This is a genomic window from Tessaracoccus aquimaris, assembly GCF_001997345.1.
GTDB classification, from domain to species: Bacteria; Actinomycetota; Actinomycetes; order Propionibacteriales; family Propionibacteriaceae; genus Arachnia; species Arachnia aquimaris.
In genome coordinates, this window is sequence record NZ_CP019606.1 from 2716495 (window position 1) to 2732238 (window position 15744).

A 15744-nucleotide genomic window follows, 5' to 3' on the forward strand; every position below is an offset into this window, starting at 1 on the left:
ACGGGCCCTGCCCTGCTGCCCTGACTACTTCTTCGCCGCCACGGAGAGCTTGTCGACCAGCGACGGGAGCCCGTCCTTCCAGTCGAAGGTCAGCGCGGTGGGCGGCGAGACCGAGGAGACGGTGACGGGGTCGCTGACCTGCGCGACGCGACCGGCCTTCACCGCGGGGATCGCCTGGAGGGCTGGCTTGGTCAGGAACGCCTTCGCGTCCTGCTCGTTGGCGTGGTAGGCGATCAGGATGTCGGCATCTAGCTTGTCCAACTGCTCATAGCTGAGCTCGTAGTAGAAGCCGCCGTTCGACGTGTCCAGTTCAGAGACGCTCGGGGCCACCTTCAGGCCGAGCTCCGTGAGGATCCCGATCCGGGGGTCCGCCCCCGTGTACACGGAGACGGATCCGTCGCCGTCCCAGATGCCCGCGATCGTCTTACCCTCGAACTCGGGGTGGGCCGCCTTCATGGCCGCGAGCGAGTCGTCGATGCCGCTCAGGACCTTCTCACCCTCCGCGCCACGGCCGAGGGCCTCGGCCGTGATCGTGATGGTGTCCTGCCATCCGGTCGTCCAAGGGGCCGCGGGGTAGGCGACCACCGGCGCGATGTCGCTCAGGGTGTCGAACTGCTCCTGCGTGAGCCCGGAGTAGGGCGCGACGATCAGGTCGGGGTCGGCGGCGATGAGCTCCTCGTACGGGAAGGTGGCGCCGCCGTCAGCATCCGTGAGCACTGCGGGCTTCTCGACGCCAGCCTCGTCGTAGGCGGCCTCGACCCAAGGCAGCAGGTTGCCTGCCCCGACGGTCCAGGACTGCTCGGCGACCGCGACAGGGTAGACGCCGACCGAGATGGCCGCCTCGGTCGATCCCCAACCCCACGTGGCGACGCGCTTCGGCGCCTCGGCGATGGTGGCGGTGCCGAGCGCGCTGGTGATCTCGACGGGGAAGGCGTTGCTGCTGGCTTGAGGGCTGGCGGCCCCGCTCGGCGTCACGCTTGGATCGGCGTTCGACGGTCCGGCAGGCGAGCCGCAGGCGGCGAGGGCGAGCCCGGCGATGGCGAGCGCCGCGGTGATGATGCGTGGCTTCCGCATGGATTCTCCTTGGGGTTGTGGGGCCGTGACGGCCCCGGTTCTTGGGTTCAGGCCGCGTGGCTGCGGCCGACGGGCACGACGAGCGGCGTGCCGGAGACTGGGTCGGGGATGACGTGGGAGTCGAGGCCGAACACGTCGCGGATGGCGTCGGCCGTGACGACCTCTGCGGGCGGGCCCTGCGCGACGATCGCGCCGTCGCGCATCATGACGAGGTGGTCGGCGTAGCGGGCGGCGAGGTTGAGTTCGTGCAGCACCATCACCACGGTGGTTCCCCGCTCACGGTTGAGGTCGGCGAGCAGGTCGAGCAGGTCGAGTTGGTGCGTGACGTCGAGGTACGTCGTCGGCTCGTCGAGCAGGACGATGTCGCTGTCCTGGGCCAGCACCATCGCTATCCAGACGCGTTGCCGCTGACCTCCCGACAGTTCCTCGACCCGTCGATCGGCCAGGTCGGCGATCCCGGTGTCGGAGAGGGCCTTCGCGACGATCTGGTCGTCGTCGCTTCGCGCGAACCCGAACCAGCCCTGATGCGGGTAGCGGCCCCGGGCCACCAACTCGCCGACGCGAACGCCGTCGGGCGCGGTGGACGACTGCGGCAACACGGCGACGGTCCTGGCCACGGTACGTCGCCCGAGCCGCTCGATCGACTCGCCGTCGAGCCTCACCTCGCCCGCGGCGACCCGGTGTAGCCCCGCCATGGAGCGCAACAGGGTTGACTTGCCGCAGGCGTTCGGGCCGACGATGACGGTGACCGCCCCGGACGGCACCGCGAAGTCGAGCCCTGAGATCACCACCCTCGAGTCGTAGGCGACGGTGATGCCGAGGGCCTCGAATGCATGGTCGTTCATGAGGTGGCCTTTCGTTGCCCGGCCAGGAGGACGAGCAGGTAGGGGGCGCCGATGAGGCCGGTGACGATCCCGACCGGCGCGACGAGCCCAGGGACGGCGTGCTGCCCCAGCACGTCGGCGGCGAGGGTGAGAGCGGCACCGACGAAGCACGACACCAGGAGCGCTGGGCCGCCGTCGTTCTGCAGGCGGCGCGCGATCGGCGCGGCGAGCAGCGCCACGAAGGCGATGGGGCCGGTGAGGCTGATCGCCGTTGCAACGAGGGCGACGGACGCGAGCAGTAGCACCAGGCGGCTCCGGTCGAGGCTCACCCCGAGGCCCTTGGCGAGTTCGTCCCCGAGCGAGAGGGCCCGGAGCGGCCGGGCCGAGAGAGCGATCACGGTCGCGAAGGCCAGGACCAGCCATCCGAGGACGTCAAGGTGGTCGCCCCGCACGTCTGCGACGCTCCCGATCGTCCACAGCAGCACGGGCTGGGCCTCGCGCACCGACGACTCGCTCAGCAGCCAACTGATCAGCGAGCCGCTCAGGTAGGACAGCCCGATGCCGACCAGCACGAACCGGATGCCGTGCAGGCCCTTTCGCCATGCGAGGGCCCAGATGGCCAGGGCGACGACGAGGGCGCCCACGAACGCGCTGAGCGAGATCGCCACGCCGCTCCATCCGAACCAGAGCACCGCGGCGACCGCGCCGAGGCTCGCCCCCGACGAGATGCCGAGGATGTCGGGGCTGGCGAGCGGGTTGCGCAGCACCGACTGGAACACCGCGCCGGCGAGCCCGAATGCGGCGCCGGCCCACAGTGCCGCCTCGATCCGCGGCAGCCGGAGGGTGTGCACGATGAGGATCTCGGACTTTGTGCCGACCCCGAAGAGCCCCGGACGACCTGGTCGAGGGTGAGGTCGGCCGCGCCGAGCAGCAGGCCCGCGACGCTCAGGGCGGCAATCAGCCCGGTGGCCGCGACGACCACCACGGCCTTGCGCAGGAGGCGGCCCCTGCGTCGGGAGCGGACCTGGCGGGCAAGCGTCGACGGTTCGGTCACAGGCCGACCACCCTTCGACCGCGCGCGACGGCGACGAGCACCGGCGCACCGAGGAACGCCGCGACCACGCCCGCCTCGAGTTCGTCGTTGCTGACGACCAACCGTCCGATCACGTCGGCGAGCAGCAGCATGATGGGGCCGAGCAGCACCGCGAGCGCCGTGGTGAGGTGATGATCCGCGCCGACAAGGCGCCGGGCGGCGTGCGGCACCACCAGCCCGACCAGCGCGATGGGCCCCGCCAGGGAGACGGCGGTGCCGCAGAGCAGCACGATCGCAGCGGCGGCCAGTGCCCGGGTGACGCCGACGTCCTGCCCCAGCCCGCGGGCGACGTCGTCGCCCAATGCCAGGGCGTTCAGGCGGTGGGCGAGGACGGCGGCGAGGGCGAGTCCGACGAGCAGGAAGGGCAGCATCAGGGCGAGCGAGCGCAGGTCGCGGCCCGTGAGCGCGCCGACGACCCAGAACCGGTACGAGTTGAAGGTGGCCTGGTCGCGCAGCAGGACGAGGGTGATCAGCGGGGAGATCAGCGCGACCAGGGCGGCGCCGACCAGGGCGAGCTGAACCGGCTGGGCGTGCCCGAAGGAGAACACGACGGCGGCGGCGAGCGCGGCCCCCGCGAACGCGAACCAGACGTAGCCGACGGCGGACGTTACGCCGAGCAGTTGGATGGCGAGCACGACGGCGAGCGAGGCCCCGGAGTTGATGCCGAGCAGGCCGGGGTCGGCGATCGGGTTGCGCGTCACGCCCTGAATGACGACGCCAGCCACGCCGAGCGCGACCCCGGCGGCGAGCCCGATGAGGGTTCGCGGCACGCGTTGCTGCAGCACGACCATGTGGTCCACATTGTCGGCGACGGGTGCGGTCAACGCCTGCCATACGGTCGCCGGGTCGAGGTCACGGACGCCGAGGAGCAGGCTGGCGCAGCAGATCACGACAAGCACCGCGAGGGCGCCCGCGAACACCCACCCGGCGCGGTTCCTGCGTGCTCGCAGCACGGCCCCGGCCGCGGCAGCCGGGGAGGTCGTGACGGTCATGGTCAGTCCAGCTCTGCCCGGCCTGTGCGCCAGTAGCCCATGAAGGCGACCTGGCGGCGGTCCAAGCCGGCGTCGGTGACGAGGAAGCGGCGAAGGGCCTTGACCATGCCCGCCTCGCCCGCGATCCAGGCGTAGCAGTCGGCGTCGAGGCTGCTCCCCTCGGGAACGTCCCAGAGGGGGGCGTCGTCGGGGTCGTCGAACGTCGTCGGCCGCGAAGGCTCCGGCACGCGACCAGCGGCGGAGCAGGTCCGCGCGACCCAGTCGCGCAGCGCCGGGATCAGTCGCTGGCCCTGGTCGCCGTCGGGTGTGCGGGGAAGGAACCGGACGCTGACGCCCTCCGGGGCGACCAGGTCGAGGGCATCCGCGGCGTCCGGGACCTCGATCAGCGCGACCCCCGTTGCGTCGGGTGGAAGCGTCGCGAGGATCGACGCGATGGCAGGGGCGGCGGTCTCATCGCCTGCCAGCAGGTGGGTGCTGACGTGACCGGGGCGCCAGTCGATGCCGAGGGCGCGCCCCGGGCTTCGCTCGTCGGGGCCGACGATGACGACCTCGTCACCGGCGGCCGCGCGCGCCGCCCATCGGCTCGCGGGCCCGGCGTCGCCGTGACCGACGAAGTCGATGTCGACCTCGCGCTGCTCCGGCCGGACGGCGCGCACCGTGTAGGTGCGGAACGGGTTGCGGCGCTCCGAGGGGAGTTCCCGCCATGCGGCGTACCAGTCGGCCACCTGCGGGAAGTGCTCGAATCCGACCTCCGGCAAGGGCAGCACGACCTTGACGCGCTGGTCGAGCCCGGCGGTGCCGAAGTCGAGGAGATCGTCGCCCGTGAAGGTGATCCGCGTGAAGTGCGGGCTGAGACGGCGGGTGCGCGCCACGCTGACCCGGAAGGCCCGGTAGGCGGGGCGGGCGTCGTTCGAGGCAGGTGCGGAAGACATCGCGAAAAGTATTACACAAGTCGTCCATTGCGTAATAGCCGACATCTAAGGTGGCCCTAACTTGACGGTCTGGAAGCGCTCCCGACTGCCGCCAGGTCGGTTGCTCCAGGCATTGTCAGACGTGGGTCGCGATCCTCCGACGACCCCACTCCACCCGTGCGACGATCCTGGGCAACAACGCGACGACGGCACGGGGCCGCGGTGCCGCGACTGCCCAACCGACGCGCGCTGGCTCTCAGCCATGAGGGACGCCTCAGCGGAATGGCGCACGAGGTCTTCGACCGATGAAACGACGCTCCGGGGCCGCTCCGTGTCCCAACCAGCTCCAGGTTGTGGGGACCGTTGCCGGGCTCCGCACCCGGCACTGCTCTCACGCAGCGGACGGAAGACGCCATGACGCCGGGGACGTTCTCGCCCAACTCCCCCGGCGGGATCCTTGGTGGGCCGAAGGTCGTGGGCGAGGTGGTCGGCGTCCGGAAAGTCGGGAGGCCACTCAGGCGGTCCCTGGTCACGACCGGGTCGGACGAAGAGCGGGGTGCCGGACATGTACGGGGTAAGCACTACTGAAAGGCTTCCCCCATGGATCTCGACGACCTCCTGGACGCTTCGTCCCCGGGCATCGCTCCCAGAGACGAGGCGCTGCACACCGAACTGCTGACGATGACGCTCGCCACGCGCGACGCAGACAGGCTGCGCGGTCGCAGGTTCCGCGTGGGGCTGGTCGGCCTGGTCTCGGCCGCACTGGTTGCGGGCGGCGTCGCGACCGCAGGCGCCGTCATGAACGGCTGGTTCGGCTTTGGCACCACCACCGACACGGCATGCGTTGCCGACATCACCTTCTCCCCGAAGGGCAACGAGGGTGAGGGAAGCGAGACCTACCCCCGCGACGTCGAGGACGCCGCCGTCGCTGCTTCCGAGGCGTTCCTCAAGTCCTACAACTTCGACGCGATCGACGCCGACGCGGCAGCGAAACGCCAACGTCAGGTGGAGAGGCAGATCATCGACGGGCAGGAAGAGGGAGAGAGGCAGCCGGTCCTCTCCGACCAACAGAACGAGCTCAACGGGATCACGCAGGTCTTCATCGACGACTGGAAGGCGCATCTCACGGAGCTGGGGTTGCCGTGGAGGGCGTCGTTGCTCTCCGTCGGGTGGACGTGCGAGTCGTGAACGCCTCCCTCACCGAGGCGCTCCGCCGCAACGCCGACGACCTGCTCGCCTACTTCGAGCGTCGCGTCGTGCCACGCTCCGAGGCAGGCGACCTGCTCGCCGAGACCATGCTTCAGGCATGGCGACGGGCCGAGAACACCCCGACCGACGAGACGGAGGCCCGCATGTGGCTCTTCGGGATCGCCGGCAACGTGGCGCTGAACCACTCCCGCGGACGCCGTCGCCGCAACGCCCTCGCCGACAAGCTGCGTCAGGCACTCGACCGGCAGCAAGAGCCTGATCCGGCAGAGGCGATCGCCGTGCGCGACGCGGTCGCGCGGCTCGATCCGAGCCAGGCCGAGCTGGTGCGTCTGATCCACTGGGACGGGTTCAGCATCACCGAGGCGGCAACGATCATGGGCCTCAACGCGTCGACGGCGCGCGGTAGATACGCCGCAGCGAAGGGCAGGCTCCGCGCCCTGATTGGCGAGGCGGCCAGCGTCACCTGAGCCGCGCGACCGGCCGTGCCACCAGGCCGGTCGCTCAGGCCTCGTCGGGCACGTTGGCTTCCAACTCCTCGAGCCACACCCGCGCCGACGCGTCCGACGGCATCCGCCAGTCGCCGCGCGGGGAGAGCGAGCCTCCCGCCAGGACCTTGGGCCCGTTGGGCATGGCGGTGCGCTTGAACTGGTTGGAGAAGAACCGCTTCAGGAAGACCGCCATCCACTTCTTGATGGTGGTCAGGTCGTAGGCGAGGTGGTCGGCCTCGGGGTAGCCGGGCGGCCACTCCCCCGTTTCGGCGTCGCGCCAGGCGTGCCACTCGAGGAAGGCGATCTTGCTCGGCCGGTAGCCGCGGCGCAGCACGCCGAACAGGGTGAAGTCGTGCAGCGCGTAGGGGCCGATCGAGTCCTGCGTCGACTGCGGCTTCGCCCCGTCGGCGACCGGGATCAGCTCGGGCGAGATCTCCGTGTTCAGGATCGAGTCGAGGGTCTCGTTGACGCCCTCCTCCGGGAACTGGTCGGAGCTGATCACCCACCGGATCAGGTGCTGCATCAGCGTCTTCGGGACCCCGGCGTTGACGCCGTAGTGGCTCATCTGGTCGCCGACGCCGTAGGTGCACCAGCCGAGTGCCAGTTCGGACAGGTCGCCGGTGCCGAGCACGAAGCCGCCCCGCTGGTTCGCGGCGCGGAACAGGAAGTCGGTGCGCAGCCCTGCCTGGACGTTCTCGTAGGTGACGTCGTAGACGGGCTCACCGTCGCCCGCCGGGTGCCCGAGCGCCTTCAGCAGGGCCTCGGCCATCGGCTTGATGTCGACGGTGTCGAACGTGACGCCGAGCGCCTCCGACAGCAGCGTCGCGTTGCTCTTCGTGTGGTCGGAGGTCGCGAATCCGGGAAGCGTGAACGCGAGGATGTGGGTGCGGGGCAGCCCGAGCCGGTCGCATGCCTTTGCGGCGACGATCAGCGCGTGCGTCGAGTCGAGCCCACCGGAGACGCCGATCACGATCTTGGGGGCCTTCTCAGCGACGCCACCCGACATCGACAGCATCCGCCGCTCCAGCGCGGAGACCTGGATGTTGTACGCCTCGTAGCAGTCCTGGTTGAGGCGGGCCGGGTCGTCGGGCACGAACGGGAACCTGTCCAGCGGGCGACGCAGGCCGAGGTCGGCCTCCGGCGGATCGACCTCGAACAGGATCGGCGTGAGGGAGAACGCGCCGACGCCGTTGGCGCGGGCATTGTCGTCCATCGAACCCTGCCGCAGCCGCTCCTGCGCAAGGCGGTCGAGGTCGACGTCGGCGATCAGCCGGTTCGCGTCGGGCAGGAAGCGCTCCGACTGGGCGAGTTCGTCGCCCGCCTCGTAGATCATCGACTGCCCGTCCCAGCTCAGGTCGGTCGACGACTCCCCGAGACTGGCGGCCGAGTAGACGTAGGCGACCTGGCAGCGGGCGCTCTGCGACCTGGCCATCAGCGCGCGGTCCTCGGCGCGGCCGATCGTGATCGGGGAGGCGCTGAGGTTCAGCACGACCGAGGCGCCCGCAAGCGCGGCCTTCGTCGACGGCGGGATCGGCACCCACATGTCCTCGCAGATCTCGACGAAGACCTTCAAGCCGGGCACGTCGGCGGCCTCGAAGACCAGGTCGGTGCCGAACGGGATCTCCGCATCGTCCATCGCCGTCGGCCAGTGCGGCCGCAGCAGGGCCCCGAGGTCGGCGTCGCCTGCCGCGTCGGCGAAGTGGCGCTTCTCGTAGAACTCGCGGTAGTTGGGCAGGTAGCTCTTGGGCACGACGCCGAGCACGTTGCCGCGCTGGATGACGACCGCGCAGTTGAACAGCCGACGATCCGTGGCGAGCGGGGCCCCGACCACCACGAGCGGCATCAGGTCGGCGGTCTCCTCGGCGATCCGGACGATGGCGGCGTCGACGGCGTCGAGCAGCACGTCCTGCAGCAGCAGGTCATCGAGGGAGTAGCCGCTGACCGACAGTTCTGGGAACAGCGCGATCGCGGCCCCGTCGTCGTGGCAGAGCCGCACCTGCTCGATGATCCGTTCGGCGTTGGTGGCCGGATCTCCCAACGCGACGGGGACGGTGCAGGCCGCGACCCGCGCAAAACCGTGGCTGTACAGCGAGGTGAACTCCATGGGGTGAGTCTTGCACGTCGACCCTTGGCCGCGCTGAGCAAAGAATCCGGAGTCCCGGTGACAACCAAACAGGGACCCCGTCGCGTCGTGACCAACATGACAGCAGATCCGCGTCCCCGCACCGCCACCCGCCTGGCTGGCAGATGGGCCGCGTGGCTCACCGGGCTGATGCTCGCCCTCACCTGCGTCGGCGTCCTGCAGGTCAGCTACGCGCCGACCGCGGCCGCCTGCTCGTGCAAGCCGTTCACCACCGACGAACTGATGGACGAGGTGGACCTGATCGCCCAGGTGCGGGTCCTGTCGGCGGGAGTCTCCCCCTCAGACAGGTACGCCGGGGAGTACGAGGTCGCCCTCCTGGAGGTGTGGAAGGGGGAGCAGTCCCCCACCGTGACCATGGAGACCAACTTCCAGGGGACTGCATGCGGGCTCGGGGAGTTGAAGGTCGGCGAGGAACTCCGGCTGTGGGGCTTCGAGCACGACGGCACCTACGGCGCATCGTGGTGCGGCCTGCCGAGCGAGCCGGCCGATCAGGTCGACGCCGCCCTCGAATCGAGGTTCGGCGAGCCATGGGCGCCAGAGACCATCGCAACCCCCACCCCCGTCAGCGGGTTCGACGGCCTCTCGGACGTCCTCCCGCCGCTCGCGATCGGGATCGTCGCGGCCCTCGCCCTGTTCCTCCTCGTCAGGGGATGATGATGAACACCCACGACCGCACCTCCACAGGCAACCAAGGAGTGAGCATGAGACGTCCCGACCGCCCCCGGTGGGGCATTCCGCTCCTCGCGTCGAACCTGGCGATGGCCGCCGGGGTCGCCGCGCTGTCCTGGGTGGCGGTGCCCGCCTCCGCGTGCGACATCTCCCCGATCGTCGACCCTCCCCCGATGCAGGAGCGCATCGACGAGGCCGCCCTCGTCGCCGTCGTCACGGTCGTCGACGAGTACGAGCCCATCGGCGCGCACCACGCCAGTTACGACGTCGACTTCACCACGATCTGGAAGGGCGACCCGCTGCCGGGAACCCGGATCGAGGCAAAGGACACCTCGTGCGGCAACCCGCGCTTCAACGTCGGAGACAAGATCCTCGTGTTCAACTCCACCATCTCCCAGAGCTACGGGGCGTGGATGGGAGACGGCATGTCGGTCGTCCCCGACATCGAGGCCGCCGTCGGCCCCGGCAAGACCGCGGCCAGCGACCCCGAACTATTCGAGAAGCTCAACACCCACGTCCCCGCACCCGTCCCGGTCGACCCGCTCAAGACGCTGCCCGTGGCTGCGCGGTGGGCGCTCAGCGGCCTGCTGCTCCTCAACGGCACGGCCGCCATCATCGCCATCGCCGTTGCGCGCCGCCGGCGCCCCTCTCCTGCCACCACACCCTGACCCACCTCCTCCAAGGAGACTCACCATGAGAAGCAAGTCCATCCTGCTGTTGCTGGCGATGCTCGCCGGCTCGATCGGCATCGCCTGGGGCCCGGCCGCCGTGGCCTCCGCCTGCAGTTGCGCCATCAGCACCCCCGCCGAGAACGCCTCGCGCGCCGTGCTGGTCGCCGAGGGGGTCGTCGGCGCCGTCGACGCGCCCGCCGACCCCACCAGCAGCACCGATCCGAGGATCTTCGCGGTCGCCCTCGAGCGCGTCTGGAAGGGCGAGGCCGCCAAGACCATCGAGGTCACCACCCCGAACAACTCGGCCAGTTGCGGGCTCGACAACGTCACCGAGGGCATGCGGATCATCGTGTTCGCCACCCACACCGACGTGATGGGCGAGCCGATCGAGGGCTGGGGCTCGATCCTGTGCGACGGGACGGGCCCCGTCGACGAGACGGTGACGGCCGAACTGACGACCGCGTTGGGCGAGCCGCGCGCACCGGCACCAGACGCGCAGGTCGACCCGGCCCCGCAGGGCGGCGGCGAAGACGGCAGAGGCGAGACGATCGGCGGCGAATGGCTCGCCTTCGGCCTCGGCGCGGCCGGCCTCGTCGCTCTGGCCGCGGTGGGCATCGTGCTGGTCACGGTGCGGCGCCGCCGGGCCGGCTGACCCAGCGAGCCACGGCGCGCCGGCCGCCGGGCTGGCACGCGCCGAGGCGGGCGATGCCTCACTGACAAACGCGCTGGGGCTCGCCCCTGTTCCCCGAGCGCACGGGGAGCGGCGCCCCGGTCGAGCCGTCCGGCGACCGGTCGCCGCGCACTGTGCCGGGTTTGCCGAAGATGGCGGCCCTCTCCCCGATACTTGGTCCATGGAAATGCTCCCGATGACCTTCGCGGCCGGCTGGGCCTCTGGCATCAACGCCTACGCGACGGTGCTCGTGCTCGGCCTGCTCGGCCGCTTCCTCGGCGTCGACAGCGTGCCAGCCGGGCTGGAGCGCACCGACGTGCTGATCGTGATGGGCGTGCTGTGCGTCATCGAGTTCGTGGCGGACAAGGTGCCCGTCGTCGACTCCATCTGGGACGTTCCCTCCACCGTGGTCCGCCCGGTCGCGGGGGCGGTCATCGGCGCGCTGATGGCCGGCGCCTCCGGGGATCTGTGGACGGTGACCCTCGCGTCCGTCGGCGGCATCACGGCGCTCGTGAGTCACCTGGCGAAGGCCAGCATCAGGCTGGCCGTGAACAGTTCACCCGAGCCGGTCACCAACATCTCCGCCTCCGTCGCGGGCGACGTCGGGGTCGTCGGCGTGACCACCCTGGCCGTGCTGTATCCGGTCGCCGCCGCGGTGATCGCAGGCGTCCTGTTGGTGGCGATGATCGTGCTCGCCGTCATCCTGGCGCGGTTCGCGCGCCGCGGTTGGCGGTGGGTGAAGCGGCGCTGGGCCAAGGAGGCCGAGGTCGTTCAGTAGCGGCGGGTTCCCCGTCGAGGAGCGGAGGTCACGATGGCACGTCCATCAGTGTTGTTCGTGTGTGTCAAGAACGGCGGCAAGTCGCAGATCGCAGCGGCGCTGATGCGTCGGCTGGGTGGGGTCGACGTGTTCTCGGCCGGGACGGCCCCCGGCTCGGCGTTGAACGCGGAGTCGGAGGCGGCGGTCGCCGAGGTGGGCGCCTCGATGAGCGGCGAGGTGCCGCGGCCGATCGACCCGACGGTATTGGCGGGCGTGGACCGCGTGGTGGTGCTGGGCGAGGAGGCGGTCGTCGACCCGGTCGACGGGATGCGAGGGCCGATCGAGACGTGGATCACCGACGAGCCGTCGCTGCGCGGCATCGGGGCATGGACCGGATGCGGTTGGTGCGCGACGACATCGCCGCCCGGGTGGAGAGGCTCCACGCCGAACTGCTGGAGCCCTGCGCTGGTTGAGCCATGAAGGACGCGCAGCGGGCTTCATCGGTCCCGCTGGTTGAGCCATGAAGGACGCGCCAGCGGACTTCATCGGTCGAAACCCCCGCACCCCCACAAGCAGACCAGTCACAGCACCAGGCGCAAGAGGTTTCGACGCGCCAGCGGGCGACTCCGTCGCCGCGGCCGGCTCAACCGGCGGAATGGTGCCAGGGGTTTCGACCGATGAAGCGACGCTCCGCGCCGCTTCATGGCTCAACCAGCTTTGATCTTGACCGCCAGAGCGTCGCGGGCGACCTCGATGCTCGCCGATCGGATCTCGCCGAAGTGATCCCCGTCCAGTTCGATCTCCTCGGGCTCGCGCAGGTTGAGGTCGATGTGGGTGCACTGCAGGTAGCGCAGTTCGCGGGCGTTGTCGTCGCGCTCGCGCATCCTCGTCGACTTCAGCCTCCGCAGGAAGCCGTTGTCGACGAGCACCCGCCAGGCGACCGCGATCCAGCCGAGCGGGCCGACCGGCCGGGCGGCGACCACGTCCAGGATGCCGTCGTCGATGGACGCGTCCGGCATCAGCGTCACGTTCTTCCCGATGGTGCCGACGTTGCCGACCAGCACGGTGTGCACCTTGGTGAGCTTCGGTTCGCCGCCGTCGATCCGGTACTGGAGCGTCATCCTGCGACCCTTGAGGAGCGCGACCGCGCCAGCCTTCACGTAGGCGAGCACCCCGACCCGCTTCTTCAGGCCCTCGTCGGTCGACGACATGATCTGCGCGTCGAGCCCCATCCCAGCCATCACCGCGAATGCGTGGCTCTCCTTCGATCCGTCGGGCCGCGTCCAGTCGGCAAGCCCGATGTCGATGGAGCGCGTCTGGCCGTTCAGGGCGATGTCGACTGAGGCGGACAGGTCGTCGATGGGGAGGGCAAGGTGGTGGGCCAGCAGGTTTCCGGTGCCCTGTGGGACGAGGGCAAGCGGAACGCCGCTGCCATGCATACCCTCCGCGACCGCGCGAACGGTCCCGTCGCCTCCGACCGCGATCACGACGTCGCACCCTTGGTCGATGGCCGAGCGTGCCTGTTCGGTGCCAGGCGAGTCCTTCTCCGTCTCGAACCAGACGCTCTCCCCCAGCCGGCGTCCTCTACCGCAGGGTTGAGGACCTTCTCGAGATCGGCCCGGTCGAGTTTGGTCGGGTTGAAGATGACGGCGGCGTTAGGCATGCCCACATTGTTGCCGACGTGCCCGTCACCTTGGCTGGAACGCTGAACCTCAGGCCTGGGCGCGCTCCTGCCACACCACGACCGACCATGCCGGGACCTGTGCCGACCCCTCCTGCACGGGCCCCTCTCCCTCCGCCCAGTAGTTGGCGTGGGATTCCTCGCTCACATCGGTGTTGATCAGGGCTCGCCAGAAGCGGCCCTTGCTGATCTCCGGAGCCGTGAACTGGACCGACACGTCGGCCATGTTGATCATCACGAAGAAGTTGTCGCCGGGCGAGTTGATGTAGACGCCGACCGTACGGTCGCCACCCCTGGTGCTCCCCTCGCCGGACGGCGTCCGGAACAGGTAGGACACGTCCTGGTCGTCCGCGATCAGGTCGCCCCAATGGTTCTGCAGCAGCGCGTCGTGACGCTGCCTCAGGTTCGCCATGAAGGTCGCGAAGCGGAAGACCCCGTTGACGTTGTCGGCGGTCTCGAACTCGCCGAAGTTGTCGTGGTAGGCGGCCTCCACCCCGGCCTCGACCGGCACCCGCTGGGGGCGTTGGTCGGGATCATGGCGTAGTTGTTGCACATCGCGAGCGAGTGCAACTCCCACGGGTTGTTGTTGCCGTTCTGGGTGCGACCGAACTCGTCGCCCGCCACCACCATCGGCACGCCGCGCGACAGGAACAGGATCGCCCAGAGGTTCCGGACCCGCTGCCGCCGCAGCGACTGCGAGCCTCCCGAATCCCAGGAGAGGTTGTCGTCGGATCCGCCGTCGGAGGGCCCGAACGGGTAGGGCTGGTTGTTGTTCTTCGTCTGGTAGCTGACCAGGTCCGCCATGTTGAAGCCGTCGTGGGCGTCGACGAAGTTGATGGTCTTCTGCGCCCCGCCCGAGGTGTGGAAGTGGTGGTAGTCGCCGTTGAACATGTCGATGAAGCCGGGCGCGTTGCCGTCGCCCTTCGTGAAGCGGCGGACGGCGTCGCGGTAGCGGCCGTTCCACTCGCCCCACCCCTTGGGGAAGTTGCCGACCTCGTAGCCCCACAGGTCCCACGCCTCGGCGATCACCTCGATGCCGTTCTCGTCTGCGAACTCCGAGATCGCCACGAGCAGCGGATGGTCACTGAAGAAGCGCTTCTGCTGGCCCCAGTCGTCGGGGTCGGCGTCGCCGGGGAGGCGTCCGAGCACGGTCGCGAGGTCGAAGCGGAAACCGTCGACCTGCATCACGTCGGTCCAGTAGCGGAGCGAGTCGAGGACGAGAAGGCAGGCGGCGCGTTGCGAGTAGTTGAGTTGGTTGCCCGTCCCGGTGGCGCCGTCGACGAGGATCTTCGCGTCGGTCATCTGGTAGTAGTCGGCCGTCGCGAACCCGCCGAGCGTCGTGAATCCGGTGGTGTTGACGTCGCCGCCCCAGTTGCCGCCCTCGGCGGTGTGGTTGTAGACCACGTCGAGGTAGACCTCGAGGCCGATGTCGTGGAAGGCGGAGACCATCTCCTTGAACTCGCGGGTCGGGCCGCCCCAGCTCTGGTCGTGTGCGTAGAGCCGGTTCGGCGCGAAGAAGTCAAGCGTCATGTAGCCCCACGCATTGGTCTTCGAGTCGCGGCCCGACTCGGACGCGTTGGTCTCGTGCACGGGCAGCAGTTCGATGGTGGTCAGCCCGAGCGCCTTCAGGTAGGGGGCGAGCATGCCCGCGCCCTTGTAGGTGCCGCGGTACTCGTCGGGGATGTTGCCGACGGCGCCGAAGCCGGGCTCGTCTCCGAGCAGTTCCCCGAGCCGCATCGTCGACGGGTGCGCCGTCGCCTGCTCGACCGAGACCTCGTAGATCGCGGTGCGCTCGCCCGGGATGTTCGGCTTGGGCGTGACGGGCGTGTAGTCGGCGATCACGACGCCCTTCGGCGCGTAGATGGCGGTGTCGATCTCGCGGCGGGGCACGCCGTTGACGTCGTCTCCGCCGGTGCCGAACACGCCGTCGTTGACGCCGAGCTTTGCCAACTTGTCGGTGTACAGGTTGTGGGTGATCTCGCGGGCGTAGGGATCGAAGAGCACCTTGTTCGGGTTGAACCGGTTCCCGTCCGCGTCGAGGTCGGCGATGAAGCCCGCCTCGGAGCCGGGCTCCCAGTCCTCCACGAAGGGCCAGTTGGAGCCCCACACGCGGAAGCCGTAGAGGGCGTTGAGCTGAAGTCCCTGCAGGTTGCCCCGCCAGACCCCGTCCTCACCCTTGGCGAGCAGGAACGTGTCGGAGGCGAACGAGCCGATCTCGTCGGGGAAGATCTCAAGCTGCACGCGGGTAGCCGCTGGGGCGTACACCGCGAAGGTGATCCCCTGGGCCGACGGATGGGCGCCGAGCGCCCAATCTGCTGTCGACCACGAGGATTCGTCGAGGGCAATGACTTCGGACATATCAAATATTCTAGAACGTTCAATCGAATTCGCGTATTTGCCCTACCCAGCGTCACTGCTGGCGGCGGATCTCCCGCGCTGGACGAGGGGTGGGCGCCTGAGGCGTTGAACAGTAGTCGTTGCTCGTTGCCGATGGCAACGTTCACATCCCGTCCGGCGCCCAACGAGTCCCGGATGCTGCTCAACGCAGGTGCCCAACCAGCG

The 15744-nt window shown here is 69.7% G+C and carries 16 protein-coding genes; 7 read left to right on the forward strand and 9 right to left on the reverse strand.

Annotation, left to right across the window (positions count from 1 at the left end; translation table 11 throughout):
- Positions 1–24 precede the first annotated feature (24 nt).
- From BW730_RS12570 to BW730_RS12590, 5 genes are all read right to left on the reverse strand, one after another.
- A complete protein-coding gene (locus BW730_RS12570; protein ID WP_077686549.1) occupies positions 25–1074 on the reverse strand; it encodes an iron-siderophore ABC transporter substrate-binding protein in 1050 nt (349 codons plus the stop codon).
- Positions 1075–1121: 47 nt separating this feature from the next.
- Positions 1122–1919, reverse strand: coding sequence for an ABC transporter ATP-binding protein (locus BW730_RS12575; protein WP_077686550.1), 798 nt, complete (start codon positions 1917–1919; stop codon positions 1122–1124).
- Complete coding sequence (locus tag BW730_RS12580; protein WP_158522657.1) at positions 1916–2749, reverse strand: FecCD family ABC transporter permease; 834 nt, start codon at positions 2747–2749, stop codon at positions 1916–1918. The genes BW730_RS12575 and BW730_RS12580 overlap by 4 nt, the downstream gene beginning before the upstream one ends.
- 199 nt (positions 2750–2948) lie before the next feature.
- A complete protein-coding gene (locus BW730_RS12585) occupies positions 2949–3983 on the reverse strand; it encodes a FecCD family ABC transporter permease (protein ID WP_077686552.1) in 1035 nt (344 codons plus the stop codon).
- A gap of 2 nt (positions 3984–3985) precedes the next feature.
- Entirely contained in the window at positions 3986–4915 is a 930-nt protein-coding gene (locus BW730_RS12590; RefSeq protein ID WP_077686553.1) for a siderophore-interacting protein, read from the reverse strand.
- A 579-nt stretch (positions 4916–5494) separates the two neighbouring features.
- Between BW730_RS12590 and BW730_RS12595 the strand changes: the two genes are divergently transcribed.
- Both BW730_RS12595 and BW730_RS12600 read left to right on the forward strand, forming a co-directional pair.
- Positions 5495–6082 carry a hypothetical protein gene (locus tag BW730_RS12595; RefSeq protein ID WP_077686554.1) on the forward strand — a complete coding sequence of 196 codons (588 nt, stop codon included), beginning with the start codon at positions 5495–5497 and terminating at the stop codon, positions 6080–6082.
- Entirely contained in the window at positions 6079–6570 is a 492-nt protein-coding gene (locus tag BW730_RS12600; RefSeq protein WP_226996778.1) for an RNA polymerase sigma factor, read from the forward strand. The genes BW730_RS12595 and BW730_RS12600 overlap by 4 nt, the downstream gene beginning before the upstream one ends.
- 34 nt (positions 6571–6604) lie before the next feature.
- On the opposite strand, the gene BW730_RS12605 is transcribed toward BW730_RS12600, so the two are convergent.
- Positions 6605–8695 carry an NAD(+) synthase gene (locus BW730_RS12605; RefSeq protein WP_077686555.1) on the reverse strand — a complete coding sequence of 697 codons (2091 nt, stop codon included), beginning with the start codon at positions 8693–8695 and terminating at the stop codon, positions 6605–6607.
- A 96-nt stretch (positions 8696–8791) separates the two neighbouring features.
- Here BW730_RS12605 and BW730_RS12610 point away from each other — a divergent pair, with 96 nt between their 5' ends.
- The 5 genes from BW730_RS12610 to BW730_RS12630 all read left to right on the forward strand — a co-directional run bounded on the left by BW730_RS12610 (position 8792) and on the right by BW730_RS12630 (position 11981).
- Positions 8792–9388: a hypothetical protein gene (locus BW730_RS12610; RefSeq protein ID WP_145952850.1), complete on the forward strand. Its 597-nt coding sequence runs from the start codon at positions 8792–8794 to the stop codon at positions 9386–9388.
- Between the two features lie 47 nt (positions 9389–9435).
- On the forward strand, positions 9436–10071 hold the full coding sequence (locus BW730_RS12615) for a hypothetical protein (RefSeq protein ID WP_145952851.1): 636 nt from the start codon (positions 9436–9438) through the stop codon (positions 10069–10071).
- Positions 10072–10096: 25 nt separating this feature from the next.
- Positions 10097–10726, forward strand: a complete 630-nt coding sequence (locus BW730_RS12620) for a hypothetical protein (protein WP_077686558.1) — start codon at positions 10097–10099, stop codon at positions 10724–10726.
- A gap of 199 nt (positions 10727–10925) precedes the next feature.
- Complete coding sequence (locus BW730_RS12625) at positions 10926–11522, forward strand: DUF4126 domain-containing protein (protein WP_077686559.1); 597 nt, start codon at positions 10926–10928, stop codon at positions 11520–11522.
- A gap of 33 nt (positions 11523–11555) precedes the next feature.
- Entirely contained in the window at positions 11556–11981 is a 426-nt protein-coding gene (locus BW730_RS12630; protein WP_226996780.1) for an arsenate-mycothiol transferase ArsC, read from the forward strand.
- A gap of 227 nt (positions 11982–12208) precedes the next feature.
- On the opposite strand, the gene BW730_RS12635 is transcribed toward BW730_RS12630, so the two are convergent.
- From BW730_RS12635 to BW730_RS12640, 3 genes are all read right to left on the reverse strand, one after another.
- The gene (locus BW730_RS12635) at positions 12209–13075 is read right to left on the reverse strand and encodes a diacylglycerol/lipid kinase family protein (protein WP_077686560.1); all 867 of its coding nucleotides are present in this window, start codon (positions 13073–13075) and stop codon (positions 12209–12211) included.
- A 138-nt stretch (positions 13076–13213) separates the two neighbouring features.
- Positions 13214–13675 carry a hypothetical protein gene (locus BW730_RS19420; protein WP_226996782.1) on the reverse strand — a complete coding sequence of 154 codons (462 nt, stop codon included), beginning with the start codon at positions 13673–13675 and terminating at the stop codon, positions 13214–13216.
- Complete coding sequence (locus BW730_RS12640) at positions 13582–15540, reverse strand: alpha-amylase family glycosyl hydrolase (RefSeq protein ID WP_226996785.1); 1959 nt, start codon at positions 15538–15540, stop codon at positions 13582–13584. Before BW730_RS12640 ends, BW730_RS19420 begins: the two co-directional genes overlap by 94 nt.
- Between the last annotated feature and the right edge of the window lie 204 nt (positions 15541–15744).

What these genes read in the sequence shown, in the direction of transcription:
- BW730_RS12570 (WP_077686549.1), bottom strand. Translation starts at nt 1,074, where the DNA reads ATGCGGAAGCCACGCATCATCACCGCGGCGCTCGCCATCGCCGGGCTC.
- BW730_RS12615 (WP_145952851.1), top strand. Translation starts at nt 9,436, where the DNA reads ATGAGACGTCCCGACCGCCCCCGGTGGGGCATTCCGCTCCTCGCGTCG.
- BW730_RS12595 (WP_077686554.1), top strand. Translation starts at nt 5,495, where the DNA reads ATGGATCTCGACGACCTCCTGGACGCTTCGTCCCCGGGCATCGCTCCC.
- BW730_RS12625 (WP_077686559.1), top strand. Translation starts at nt 10,926, where the DNA reads ATGGAAATGCTCCCGATGACCTTCGCGGCCGGCTGGGCCTCTGGCATC.
- BW730_RS12605 (WP_077686555.1), bottom strand. Translation starts at nt 8,695, where the DNA reads ATGGAGTTCACCTCGCTGTACAGCCACGGTTTTGCGCGGGTCGCGGCC.
- BW730_RS12630 (WP_226996780.1), top strand. Translation starts at nt 11,556, where the DNA reads ATGGCACGTCCATCAGTGTTGTTCGTGTGTGTCAAGAACGGCGGCAAG.
- BW730_RS12620 (WP_077686558.1), top strand. Translation starts at nt 10,097, where the DNA reads ATGAGAAGCAAGTCCATCCTGCTGTTGCTGGCGATGCTCGCCGGCTCG.
- BW730_RS12590 (WP_077686553.1), bottom strand. Translation starts at nt 4,915, where the DNA reads ATGTCTTCCGCACCTGCCTCGAACGACGCCCGCCCCGCCTACCGGGCC.
- BW730_RS12585 (WP_077686552.1), bottom strand. Translation starts at nt 3,983, where the DNA reads ATGACCGTCACGACCTCCCCGGCTGCCGCGGCCGGGGCCGTGCTGCGA.
- BW730_RS12575 (WP_077686550.1), bottom strand. Translation starts at nt 1,919, where the DNA reads ATGAACGACCATGCATTCGAGGCCCTCGGCATCACCGTCGCCTACGAC.
- BW730_RS12640 (WP_226996785.1), bottom strand. Translation starts at nt 15,540, where the DNA reads ATGTCCGAAGTCATTGCCCTCGACGAATCCTCGTGGTCGACAGCAGAT.
- BW730_RS12610 (WP_145952850.1), top strand. Translation starts at nt 8,792, where the DNA reads ATGACAGCAGATCCGCGTCCCCGCACCGCCACCCGCCTGGCTGGCAGA.